Annotated in this window: 10 protein-coding genes and 1 pseudogene; all 11 read left to right on the top strand. The window is 63.2% G+C overall.

Translation table 11 applies throughout. The features are described from left to right. Positions 1–179: pseudogene (locus tag GE300_RS23190) on the top strand (IS6 family transposase); the annotation flags it as partial. A 159-nt stretch (positions 180–338) separates the two neighbouring features. Continuing rightward, on the top strand, positions 339–1250 hold the full coding sequence (locus tag GE300_RS16235) for a LysR family transcriptional regulator (protein ID WP_154447946.1): 912 nt from the start codon (positions 339–341) through the stop codon (positions 1248–1250). A 375-nt stretch (positions 1251–1625) separates the two neighbouring features. Continuing rightward, positions 1626–2438: an alpha/beta fold hydrolase gene (locus GE300_RS16230; protein ID WP_154447944.1), complete on the top strand. Its 813-nt coding sequence runs from the start codon at positions 1626–1628 to the stop codon at positions 2436–2438. Continuing rightward, positions 2435–4165, top strand: a complete 1731-nt coding sequence (gene araD / locus GE300_RS16225) for an L-arabinonate dehydratase (protein ID WP_325063280.1) — start codon at positions 2435–2437, stop codon at positions 4163–4165. The genes GE300_RS16230 and araD overlap by 4 nt, the downstream gene beginning before the upstream one ends. Before the next feature lie 12 nt (positions 4166–4177). Further along, a complete protein-coding gene (locus tag GE300_RS16220) occupies positions 4178–4963 on the top strand; it encodes an HpcH/HpaI aldolase family protein (protein ID WP_154447942.1) in 786 nt (261 codons plus the stop codon). A 191-nt stretch (positions 4964–5154) separates the two neighbouring features. Next, positions 5155–6081 carry a 2-hydroxyacid dehydrogenase gene (locus GE300_RS16215; RefSeq protein ID WP_154447940.1) on the top strand — a complete coding sequence of 309 codons (927 nt, stop codon included), beginning with the start codon at positions 5155–5157 and terminating at the stop codon, positions 6079–6081. A gap of 77 nt (positions 6082–6158) precedes the next feature. Further along, positions 6159–7625, top strand: coding sequence for an ABC transporter substrate-binding protein (locus tag GE300_RS16210; RefSeq protein WP_325063279.1), 1467 nt, complete (start codon positions 6159–6161; stop codon positions 7623–7625). Between the two features lie 77 nt (positions 7626–7702). Beyond that, entirely contained in the window at positions 7703–8623 is a 921-nt protein-coding gene (locus tag GE300_RS16205) for an ABC transporter permease (protein WP_233417094.1), read from the top strand. A 16-nt stretch (positions 8624–8639) separates the two neighbouring features. Next, complete coding sequence (locus GE300_RS16200) at positions 8640–9614, top strand: ABC transporter permease (protein ID WP_233417093.1); 975 nt, start codon at positions 8640–8642, stop codon at positions 9612–9614. Next, entirely contained in the window at positions 9611–10672 is a 1062-nt protein-coding gene (locus GE300_RS16195) for an ABC transporter ATP-binding protein (protein WP_154447935.1), read from the top strand. Before GE300_RS16200 ends, GE300_RS16195 begins: the two co-directional genes overlap by 4 nt. Beyond that, entirely contained in the window at positions 10669–11697 is a 1029-nt protein-coding gene (locus GE300_RS16190) for an ABC transporter ATP-binding protein (RefSeq protein WP_154447933.1), read from the top strand. Before GE300_RS16195 ends, GE300_RS16190 begins: the two co-directional genes overlap by 4 nt. Positions 11698–12289: the final 592 nt, after the last annotated feature.

Genomic DNA, 12289 nt, shown 5'->3' with positions numbered 1-12289 from the left:
GACGACGGGAAAGGGCCATGCTGCGGTTCCGGCGCATGCGAAGTCTGCAGATATTCGCCGCCGTCCACGCCGCCGTCTCCAACCATTTCAACCGGGAACGTGGCCTCTATAGTCGCGAAAATTGCAAGACCCGGCGAACCGTCGTTCTCGTCGAGCGGCGAGCACTTTGTTTCGGGTGAGTTCATGTAAATGACGTCCAACTGAGACGAGTTCGAATTGGTCCGACATCACCTGCGCCGCTGTTAGAGAGCAGAGCGGGGTAAAGTAATCCCCCTTCTTTAGGTTGTTGAAACTGCTTCCGCTTTGCAGAATGCACAAAGTTTCCAAAGGATCAGCACTTGATCCGCTCCAACTGCCCGGAAAAAAACATGATCGAGATCAACCACCTCAGATGCTTCGTCGTCGTCGCGGAGGAACTGCATTTCGGTCGCGCGGCGGTACGACTGAACATGACCCAGCCGCCGCTCAGCCGTCGCATACAATCCCTGGAGCACGCACTTGGATGCGAGTTGTTCAACCGGAACAGTCGCTCCGTCGAGGTCACCGAAGCTGGCAAGACGTTCTACTCCGATGCAAGACGGATACTTCGGCTGCTCGAGTTGTCGTTGACATCCGTGAAGGACGTATCCGACGGACGGGCCGGGCTCGTGAGATGCGGCTTCACTGCCGCCTCGGCCTATCAGTTCATGCCGGCACTGGTCCGCCGCATGGACGAAGCGTTTCCGGGCGTGGTCTTGAAGCTCAAGGAGATGATGAGTCGTCGCCAGATCAGCGCTTTGGAAATCGGCGAGATCGACGTCGCATTGACCCGCCTCCCGATAGACGGGAACCTGTTCGATTTCGAGTGCGTCTTCCGCGAAGAGATGCGCCTCGTCTGTCATCAGGAGTCCCGGCTGGCGACGAAGCCGGTTATATATTGGTCCGACCTGAACGACGTCGACATGATCCTTTACGACCGCGACGAGGCACCGCACCTTCACGAATTGCTGTCGCGTCACTTTGTGCGACACAACATCACCCCACGCGTCCGGCAAGAGCTAGCACAAATACACACCATCATTTCACTTGTACGAAACGGGATTGGTGTGGCCTTCGTACCGGAAACGGCGTCCGTCTTGGACCAGACCAATGTGGTACTGCGCAAGATCAGCGACGCCGATCCGATGACTTTCGAACTCTACATCGCGTGGCGCAAAGACAATCGCAGTCCGATCATCCAGTACCTGCTCGATATCGCGCGCGAGCTCTGAAGCCGACCGGATCTCCGGCCTATGGCCATCCATGCGCCTAAGGTATTGATGCCTGATAAATAGGTATTGGACCGGCATTGGTCTGGCCCCGTAGTCTCATTCCGGGAAAGCGGTTGTCACTCAGAACGGTACCTGAGGTTCGGAGGAGTGGAAGGGCGCGTCCTGCATCAAGGTGTACCGGCTTTCGCGCGGCTTGCGGCGCGGCGGATGGCGGTTCAAGCGCAGATAGCTCGGCCGTAATCGCTTTGCTGCTGCTTTGGCACGGCGCAGGGAGCGGGCGGAGCGCGGCGGGGCTAATCAGCCTTCTCGTACTGCTCCGACTGCCGGGCATTTCCGGCGGGCGCCGTCGGGTAGGTGGACGAAAGGGAACCGGGAATGAGTTTTTTCGCTGTCAGCGATGATACGGAACTTCACTACAATCACGCTGCTGCCAGCGAAGGCCAGCCGACCGTCGTGTTCGTGAACTCTTCGGGCGCAAGGGCGGCCGTTTGGGAGGAAGACATCGTACCCGGGCTGGTCGCGCACGGTGTCGGAACCCTCACCGTCGATTTCCGAGGGCAGGGACAGACCAGGTACGGGCCAGACTCGCGCTTCGACCAGGCGGAAATCGTGACCGACCTTGAGGCGCTGATCGGGCATCTGGGCTTGCGGCGGATTGTGCTGGCCGGACTGTCGATCGGCGGTCTCCATGCCGCGCGCCTGTGGGAGGCGGGCGTGAACTGCGAGGCGATCGTGTTCGTCAACACCCTGCGAAAAAAGGGGCCGCTGACCGAATGGATCGCGGAACTGGAGCACCGTCTTATGGATCTGGGCGGCGAGCGCCTGCTGCATGATGCCTTCCGGCCGGTAACCGTCAGCACCACGCAGCTTGGCAACATTCGCCCCCGCTTTCTGACCCCCGAGCCCTATGCGCCCCTGCCGGTAGACCATCCTCGCAACCGGATCAGTCACGGGTCCCGCCACGTCGACTGGGGATTCCCATGGGCGAAGATCGACATCCCGGTGCTGGTGATGACCGGCCTGCACGACCGGCTGTTTCGGGTGCAGGCGGACGTGGACGAGATCGTCGCAAGCATTCCGAGGGTCGAAGTGATCGAATTTCCGGACGAAGGCCACGCGCTGCACACGGAAAATCCGGGCAGATTCGTCGATGAGATGCTGCGTTTCATCGGGAGGGTAAGCCAGTGACCAAGACCCCTGAGCAATTCAGATCGCATCGCTGGTTCGGCGACCAGGGGCTGCGGACCTTCGGGCACCGCTCGCGCATGCGGCAGATGGGCTATGACCCGCAGGACTGGGAAGGCCGCCCCATCATCGGGATCATCAATACCTGGTCCGACATCAATCCCTGCCACGCGCATTTTCGCAATCGCGCGGAGTTCGTGAAGAAGGGGATCCTGCAATCCGGCGGCTTCCCCCTGGAATTGCCGGCGCTTTCCCTCGCCGAACAGTTCGTGAAGCCGTCAGCGATGATGTACCGGAACCTCCTGGCCATGGAGGTCGAGGAACTCATCCGATCGCACCCCATCGACGGGGTCATCCTGATGGGCGGATGCGACAAGACTACGCCTGGCCTCTTGATGGGCGCCATAAGCATGGACGTCCCGGCGATATACCTGCCCGCCGGGCCCATGTTGCGCGGCAACTGGCATGGCAAGACCCTGGGTTCCGGGTCGGACAGCTGGAAATACTGGGACGAGCTTCGTGCCGGCACGATCACGCGTGCCGATTGGGAGGGCGTCGAGCGTGGCATCGCCCGCAGCTATGGCCACTGCATGACCATGGGCACGGCTTCGACGATGACGGCGATCGCCGACGCGCTCGGCATGACCTTGCCCGGCGCCTCCTCGATCCCGGCGCCGGATTCGAACCACAAGGCGATGAGCAAGGCGGCGGGTCGCCGGATCGTCGAGATGGTGCCAGAAGACCTGAAGCCGTCGAACATCCTTCGGCCGCCCTCTTTCCGGAACGCGATTGCCGTCGCGATGGCGATGGGCTGTTCGACCAACGCGATCATCCATCTGATCGCCATCGCGCGTCGCGCCGGGGTGCCGATCACGCTCGACGATTTCGATGCCGCAAGCCGAAAGGTCCCCGTTATGGCGAATGTGCGCCCCAGCGGGGATCAATATCTGATGGAAGATTTCTACTACGCCGGCGGGCTGCCGGCGTTGATGAAGCAGATCGCACCATATCTGGATCTCGAGATGATATCCGTCACCGGGCGGCCTCTGGCCGAGGACATCCGGCAGGCGGAAGTCTTCAATGACGACGTCATTCGCCCCCTGGAAAAGCCGATCTACCAGGAGGGAGCCCTTGCCGTGCTTCGCGGCAATCTTGCGCCCGACGGCTGCGTCATCAAGCCGTCGGCGTGCAGCGCCGCGTTCCAGGACCACAAGGGACCGGCATTGGTGTTCGACACCTACGAGGAACTGAAGGAGCACATTGACGACGAGAACCTCGAGGTGACGAAGGATACGGTGCTGGTGCTGAGGAACTCCGGTCCGGTCGGCGGTCCCGGAATGCCGGAATGGGGAATGCTCCCGATCCCGAAGAAGCTCTTGCGGGAAGGTGTTCGCGACATGCTGCGGCTGTCGGACGCCCGCATGAGCGGGACCAGCTACGGAGCCTGCGTGCTTCACATCTCCCCCGAGGCGCATGTGGGCGGTCCGTTGGCGTTGCTGAAGACCGGCGACCTTGTGCACATGAACATCCCCGAGCGAAGCATCAACATGCTCGTTTCCGCCGAGGAGTTGGAGAGACGGCGGGCGAACTGGGTGCCAAAGACACGCCCGTTCGGCCGTGGTTTCGGGCGGATGTATGCCGAGCATGTCTCGCAAGCGCACCAGGGATGCGACTTCGACTTTCTGGAAACGTCTGCGGGCGATCCGGTGCCGGAACCCAAGATATTTTAGGGAGCGCGTGACATGCTGAAGCAGCGGATAGCGGCCCAGGAGCCCCTCATCGGCACCTTCCTGAAGACCCCGCACTATGCGCTGGTCGAGGTGCTCGCCCAGACCGGGGTCGACTTCGTCGTGCTCGACGCCGAGCACGGACCGTTCACCCTGTCCGAGATCGATAGCTGCGTGCTGGCGGCACGGGCCGCCAGCCTGCCGATACTCGTGAGGCTGGTCGAAGGCACGCCCGCCAACGTCCTTCGCGTGCTCGACATGGGCGCCTCGGGAATCGTGGTGCCGCAGGTCAGCGACGCCGACCAGGCGGCGGCCATCGTCCGGTCGACACGCTATGGCGAAAAGGGGCGCGGCTTTGCAGGGACAACCCGGGCCGGCGGCTACGGCAGGCTCCCGGCCTCGGCGCTTGCCGAGATCGCGATGCAAGCGGTCGTGATTGTCCAGATCGAGGACCGCGAGGGGGTGAAGAATGCCGATGAGATCGCCGCGACCCCCGGTGTCGACGCCTGCTTCGTGGGGCGCGCAGATCTGGCGATGTCACAAGGCTTGGCGGACCCGAATGCGCCCGAAATCGAAAGGGCGACCTCGGCGGTGTTCGAGCAGTGCAAACGGCATGACGTGGCGCCGATGGTTTTCGTTGCCGGCATGCAGGACTGCCACCAATGGTTCGAACGGGGCGCCCGCCTGATCGCCGTGGGGAGTGAGCACAAGGCAATCCAGGACTACTTCCATCTTGAACGAAGCGACGCCGCGAAGCCACAGCGTGAAAACAGCGGTGGCCGGTTGGCTCCTACTGCTTGATGCAACTGGCGCATCGATCCCGCCATAAGGCGTATTGGACGCGCATCGAAAGCTGCCCTAACGTCAATGAGTATTGGCCGCAAGTCCAGTCGCCGGACGCCGCGGCGCGGGTCGGCAGCTCACTGCGAATGAGTTGGGAAACGATCGATCCCCCGCGCACGGAAACGCAGGCAACAGTGAGAAACCACAGAATGAGCAAGGCAAAAATACTGATACCCAAACCATTTCCGACTTCTTGCGACAGGGCGACCATCTATGAAACGGTGTGCTGCACCGATATCGTACGCGGCAATGCGACTCTGGCTGATGTGCGGGCGATCGCGCTCGCCGGACAGCAGAAGATCGGCGAACAGGAATTGTCGGCGTTCCCGAAGCTGGAGCTGATTTCCAAGTTCGGTGTCGGTTACGACTCCGTCGATGTGGATGCCGCCTCCGCGCGTGGGATCGTTGTGACAAACACGCCGGATGTACTGACGGATGAAGTTGCAGACCTTGCCATGGGGCTGCTGGTTGCTGCGGTGCGAAGGATACCGCAGGCAGAGCGCTTCCTGCGCGAAGGCCACTGGCAAGTCGGCCAGGGCTTCCCGCTATCGCCATCGCTGCGTGGCAAAAAGGTCGGTATTCTCGGCTTGGGGCGTATCGGACAGGCAATCGCGGACCGGCTTCTGGGAATGAAGCTGGACGTCGTCTATTGCAACCGTCGGCCCAAGTCGGGTTGCGAGCTTGTCTACTATGAAGACCTGATCCGCATGGCGTCGGATGTCGATGTCCTTGTCGTCAGCACCCCCGGGGGTCCGGAGACGGAGAAGCTCGTGTCCGCAGAGGTGATAGCGGCATTGGGCGCCGAAGGCACGCTGGTGAACATCGCGCGCGGAAACGTCGTCGACGAAGATGCGCTCACGAAGGCTTTGCAGGGAGGCGCTCTTCTGGCCGCCGGGCTGGATGTGTTTGTGAACGAGCCGATAGTGCCGGCTGCATTGCTCGAACTGGATAACGTGGTGCTGCTGCCGCATGTCGGATCGGGTGCCTTGGAGACCAGGCAGCGCATGGGAGACCTCGTCTTCGACAACTTGGACAGCTGGTTTGAAGGAAGGGGTGCGATCACGCCGGTTCGATAAAATGACAGCTAATAGGCTAGCAAGGGAGGAATAAAGAAATGAGACAACCTGGAACCAAAGTGCTTGCCGGAGTTGCGGTGACGCTTGCGCTTGCGGGCACGGTGAACGCTCAGGAGACCGATGTGACCATCGTTCTGGCAAGTGAGCCGGTGTCGCTTGACCCCTGCATGACTGCGGCGAACGACAACGGGCGTGTCGCGCTCGGAAACATCTTCAACGGTCTGACGGCGCGCAACCCCGAAACCGGCGCGCTTGAGCCGGCGCTGGCAAGCTCCTGGACGCAGCTGGACGGCAACAAGTGGGAATTCGACCTGCGTGACGGGGTCACGTTCCACGACGGCTCGCCGCTGGACGCGGAGGCGGTGAAATACTCGATCGAACGAACGCTGAACGAAAACCTGACGTGCGAGACGCGCACCAAGTTCTTCGCCGGGGGCGAGTACGCTGTCGAGGCAGCGGATGCGGATACCATCGTCATCACAACGGATGCGACGGACCCGATCCTGCCGCTCAAGATGGCGAACGTCATGATACATCCGACGTCGGTTCCGTTCGACGAGCTGCAGCGCACGGCGCCCGGCACCGGTCCTTATGTTCTCGATGACTGGGCGGCCGGCCAGCGTGTTCTGCTGACGCGCTACGACGGCTACTGGGGCGAAACACCCGAGGTCGCGACCGGCAAGTTCATCTGGCGCAGCGAATCCTCGGTCCGGGCCGCGATGGTAACCCAGGGGGAGGCGGACCTCGCCCCCTCGATCGCGGTGCAGGACGTCACGGAAGAGTACGGTGTCGCGTATCCAAACGCGGAATCGACCCGGCTGAACCTCGACATGCTGACCCCGCCGCTGGATGACCGGCGCATCCGCGAGGCGATCGCTCTGGCAATCGACCGCGACGCCATGCTGGGCACGGTCATGAGCTCTGGCGCCGAGAAGGCGACGCAACTTTACCATCCTACGACCATCGGCTGGAGCGATGAGGTGACGATGTGGGAGTATGACCCGGAGCGCGCTCGCGCGTTGCTGGATGAGGCAAAGGCGGACGGCGTGCCGATCGATGCGCCGATCCAGTTCATCGGCCGCATCGGCCACTTCCCCGGGGCCAAGGACTTCCACGAAGTCATCGCAATCATGCTGTCGGATGTCGGCCTGAACGTGGAGCTTGAGTGGGTCGAGGCCGCGGTGAAGAACCGCCTGCAGGTCAAACCCTTTGAGGAGGGCCGGAGGGCGCAGATCTTTGTCGACCAGCACGACAACACCTCGGGGGACCCGGTCTTCACGCTGCCCAGCCGATACGGGTCCGAAGGGGCGCAGTCCAAGGTGGCCGACCCCGAACTGGACCAACTGCTGAAAGAGGCCGCCGGGGCCACGGGTGAGGCGCGCGTGGATGCGTGGAAGGCCGCCGCGGCCAAGATCGAGGAAATCCTGCCCGATACCATGCTGTTCCATATGGTCGGCTATGCAGCCATCGGAGACGGTATCGAGTACACACCCACGATGTTCACCAACAGCTCGGTGCAACTCGCAGATATCTCGCTGAAGTGATCGGCGGATGACCAGGGCGCCCGGCCCGAACGGCCGGGCGCCCTGCGGCAAACGGAACGCCCAAGGAGCGCTCGCACATGCTGGCTGAGTTTCTGTTCAGGCGGGTATTCTACTCCTGTATCGCTCTGTTGGGCCTCGTCGTCGCGGTTTTCTTGCTGGCGCGTCTGACCGGAGATCCGTCGGTTCTCTACTTGCCCGACACCGCGACGGCGGTAATGCGCGAGCAGTTTCGCGAAGCCCACGGATACAACGACCCGATTGTTGTCCAACTCGGCCGATATGTCTGGAATGCGCTTCATCTCGATTTCGGCATGTCTCTGCGCCAGAATGTGCCTGCCATGGATGCGGTGCTTCAGGCGTTTCCCTGGACGCTGCGCCTGGCAGGCGTGACGGTCCTTCTGGCGATGATCGTGGCGATGACCATCGGCCCGCTGGCGGCCTATCGTCCCGGCTCGATATTCGACCGCATCGCCTCGGTCCTGTCGCTTGCGGCGGCCAGCACGCCCGATTTCTGGCTGGCGATCCTCGGGATCCTGGTATTCGCGGTGCATCTGGGGGTGCTGCCGACCTCGGGCACCGGAGGCTTCGCGTACTGGATCCTTCCGATCGGGGTGCTGATGTTCAAGATCACCGGCACGACGACGCAGGTCGTGCGCGGCTCGATGATCTCGTCGCTTGCCTCGCCCTATGTGAAGGCGGCGCGCGCGAAAGGCATGCCCGAGAACCGCATCATCTTCCTGCACGCCCTGCGGAATTCGGTGATCTCTGCGGTCACTGTCGCCGGCGACCAGACGCGCGGCCTGATCAACGGCGCCGTCATCGTGGAAAGCGTGTTCGGATGGCCCGGGGTCGGCAAGCTGATGATCGACGCGATTACCCAGCGCGATTTCGCGGTCGTTCAGGCCGCGGTGCTGGTTACCGCCGCCTGCATCTTCCTGCTGAACATCATCCTGGACCTGATCTATGCGGCGCTCGACCCGCGGATCGATCTGCATTGAGGAAGGGAGGGCTCGCATGACCGACAAGACCCCCGACACAACGGCAAGCGCTCCCGCGTCCAATCCGCGCCGGCGCTATGCGCTACTGACCATGCTCGCCGGCGACCGGTTCGCATCTGCGGCGGCGTGTTTCCTTCTCTTGTTGCTGTTCTTCGCCATCTTCGGCCCGGCCTTGATCGGCGGCGCGGAGGTCAGGATGAACCTGGGGATGCGCAACGCGCCGCCGTTCTCCGGCGAGAACGGGCTGCCCTACCTGCTGGGCGCGGATTCGCTTGGCCGCCCGATCCTGCCGCGCCTGATGGTTGCTGCGCGCACGACGCTGGGGATTTCAATCGGCGTCGTCTTCCTTGCCATGTGTGTAGGCTCGGCGCTGGGGATCGTGGCAGGGTACTATGGCGGTCGGCTGGGAGGCGCGATCATGCGAGGTGCGGACCTGGTGATGAGTTTCCCGTCACTGCTGCTTGCGGTGATCGTCCTTTATGTTCTGGAACCCTTCGTATTCAACGTCGTGATCGTCCTTGCGATCACCCGCATTCCGGTCTTCATCCGCGTCGCGCGGGCCGAGGTTCTGGAGGTCAAGCAGCGGCTTTTCGTGGAAGCTGCACGGTCCATAGGGGCAGGGGACTGGAGGATCCTCCGGTTGCACATCACGCCGGTGGTCCTGCCGACGCTGTTCACCGTCGCGTCGCTTGATCTTGCCAACGTTATGCTTGCGGAAAGCTCGCTCAGCTTCCTTGGTATCGGCGTTCAGCCCCCGGGTGTGACCTGGGGCCTGATGGTGGCCGACGGCCGCAACTTCCTGACCACAGCGTGGTGGCTGTCATTCTGGCCGGGCCTCGCCATTCTGCTCACGGCGCTATCGGCAAACCTGCTGTCCAACTGGATGCGCATCGCCATGGATCCGAAACTGCGCTGGCGGCTGGAACCCGAAGCTACGCGCAGCAGTGCAATCCTGCGCCGCCTGTTCCCGGCCCGGAGCCAGGCGCGATGACGCGCTGGAAGGAGTTCGACGTGAAGCGAGGCAGTTCCGGCCCCCTTCTGCAAGTGCAGGGCCTGGAGGTGGAATTCCGCACCGGCGGGCGTGTGGTCCATGCCGTCAACGGGATCGACATCGACGTCCGGCGTGGCGAGACCGTTGCTGTCCTCGGGGAAAGCGGGTCGGGCAAGAGCATCACCTTCGAGGCAATACTGGGCACGCTCGACTCCCCGCCTGGCCACGTCACAGGCGGTCGGGCCGAGTTCGAGGGGCAGAACCTGTTCGATCTGTCGCCGCGCCGGCGCCGCGCGATTTGCGGAGACCGGATCGGCATGATCTTCCAGGATCCGCTGTCCGCTCTGAACCCGGTCTACACGGTTGGCTGGCAGATGGCGGAGATGTACCGCGTGCATCGCCATCTGGGCCGCGCCGAGGCGCGCCGACAGTCGATGGACATGCTGGCGCGTGTAGGAATTCCGGATGTGCAAAGGCGGATCGACAACTACCCGCACGAATTCTCGGGTGGGATGAGGCAGCGTCTGGTCATAGCGATGGCGCTGGCCGTCGATCCCGCCCTGGTGATCGCGGACGAGCCGACCACCGCGCTCGACGTCACTGTCGAGGCGCAGATTCTGGCGCTGCTGCGCGACCTCCAGCGCGAGCGCGGCATGGGGCTGATCCTGATCACCCATTCCATGGCCGTTGCGGCCGAGATCGCGGACCGGATCTGCGTCATGTATGCCGGGCAGGTGGTGGAGCGCGGCGATGTTCGCACGCTCTTCGGCAGCCCCGCGCATCCATACACGGCCGGGCTCCTGCACTCCCTGCCGGGGGTCGCCGCCGCCCGCCACCGGCGACTGACACCAATCCCCGGTCAGCCGCCCGACCTGGCGCACATCCCGCCGGGATGTCCCTTCCACCCGCGCTGCCCGCGGGCCGAGGCGCGATGCCGGGCCGAACCGCCGGCCCTGCGCCCGGTCGGCGACGGCCAGCGCGAGGCCGCCTGCCATTTCGCGGAGGAACTTCTGGCCGCCGCCCCGACGGCACAGCAGGATGAAGGACATGCCAGATGACACCAGAGCACCTGCGCCCGGATAGTGACGTCGTCCTTCGCGTCCAGGATCTGCAGAAGCATTTTCCGCTCCGCCGCGCGGGGCGACATGGACCCGGGTTATCGATCAAGGCTGTCGACGGCGTGACCTTCGACGTCCGGCGCGGCGAGACAATCGGCGTGGTGGGCGAGAGTGGCTGTGGCAAGTCGACGCTCGGCCGGGCGGTCATGCGCCTGGTCGAGCCGACCGGCGGACGCATCGAACTCATGGGAAAGGACATCACCGCCCTGTCGAGGCGGGAAATGCGCCCCATGCGGCGTCACGTTCAGATGGTCTTTCAGGACCCGTTGTCTTCGCTCAATCCGCGCATGACCGCGCGGCAGATCGTCGAGGAGCCGCTGCACATCTTCCGTTGGGGCGATCGGGCGTCGATCGAGAAGCGCAGTGCAATGCTGTTCGACCATGTCGGGCTACCCCGCGCGAGCCTGTCGAAACATGCCCACGAGTTCTCGGGTGGTCAGCGCCAGCGGATTGCGATTGCCCGGGCTCTCGCGCTCAATCCATCGGTCGTGGTCTGCGACGAGGCGGTCTCGGCCCTGGACGTCTCGATCCAGGCACAGGTCCTGAACCTGCTGCAGGATTTGCAGAAGGAACTGAACCTCGCCTACATCTTCATCACTCACGACCTTTCGGTGGTCGAGTATATCTCGCACCGGATCGCGGTCATGTATCTTGGCCGTATCGTCGAACTCGCGGACACGCGAGCGCTGTTCGACCAGCCAATGCATCCCTACACGCAAGCCCTCATGTCTTCCGCGCCTTCGAGGGATCCGCGCGTGCTCGGTGCCGAGCGTGAAGTTCTCGCCGGGGAGGTGCCCAGTCCGATCAGCCCACCCAGCGGCTGCCGCTTCCGAACCCGCTGCACCAAAGCCCACGATCGCTGCGCCGTCACCAGTCCGGCCTTCAGGAGCGTCGGTTCCGGGCATATGGCTGCATGTCACCTGAACGAGGCGGGCGACGCTCCGATCCCGGATGAGGTGGTGTAGGGACATTTACAGACACGCGTAGTGCGAAGCCGGACAGGGGGCGCAGATTTCCGTGGCACCGCCTTGGCGCGATGTTCGGCGCCGAGATCGGGAAATGTCGAGCTTGTAAGATCAAGCCGCTCGCGTTGCGTCTCAAGAAGGTGCTCGTGAAACTCCTGGCCGAGCGGCAATCGATCCAGAGGGAGGCAAGCTGCGCTCCGGATGGGAACAGCATTTCCAGTCCCTGCGCCTTGGCTTCCCTCACTGTTTCGAGGGCAGGTTCGGAGAGCGGGACGCGGAAATCCTGGACTTTCCCCTTCCGGCCCTCGATGCGTTCTTTGGGGACCGTCCAGATCCTGGCATCCAGATCTATTTCGGACACGCGGGCGCCGAGGCAGCCGTCGAGGCGAACCAAGGTGAGGATGGCAGCGCCCGGATGTGGTGCTGCCGAGCCGCGGATACAGTTCCGGACTATCCTGCTTCTCGACGGCGCCGGTCCCGGGGTCCTTCTTCTCGATCACTGCCTCGGGCGACGTGTAGGTCTCGAGCGGGAATTCAATGACGATGACGAGAAAGCCGCCGGTGCAGCAGGCGGGATCGCCGATCACGCAGG

This window comes from Halovulum marinum (genome assembly GCF_009697225.1).
GTDB lineage: Bacteria > Pseudomonadota > Alphaproteobacteria > Rhodobacterales > Rhodobacteraceae > Halovulum > Halovulum marinum.
The sequence above is the reverse complement of the archived record's forward strand: the minus strand, read 5'-3'. Positions and strand labels throughout refer to the sequence as shown.

Bases quoted from the DNA above. Each gene is read 5' to 3' on its own strand.
- GE300_RS16230 (WP_154447944.1), top strand. From the start codon at position 1,626: ATGAGTTTTTTCGCTGTCAGCGATGATACGGAACTTCACTACAATCAC.
- GE300_RS16220 (WP_154447942.1), top strand. From the start codon at position 4,178: ATGCTGAAGCAGCGGATAGCGGCCCAGGAGCCCCTCATCGGCACCTTC.
- GE300_RS16215 (WP_154447940.1), top strand. From the start codon at position 5,155: ATGAGCAAGGCAAAAATACTGATACCCAAACCATTTCCGACTTCTTGC.
- GE300_RS16205 (WP_233417094.1), top strand. From the start codon at position 7,703: ATGCTGGCTGAGTTTCTGTTCAGGCGGGTATTCTACTCCTGTATCGCT.
- GE300_RS16200 (WP_233417093.1), top strand. From the start codon at position 8,640: ATGACCGACAAGACCCCCGACACAACGGCAAGCGCTCCCGCGTCCAAT.
- GE300_RS16195 (WP_154447935.1), top strand. From the start codon at position 9,611: ATGACGCGCTGGAAGGAGTTCGACGTGAAGCGAGGCAGTTCCGGCCCC.
- GE300_RS16190 (WP_154447933.1), top strand. From the start codon at position 10,669: ATGACACCAGAGCACCTGCGCCCGGATAGTGACGTCGTCCTTCGCGTC.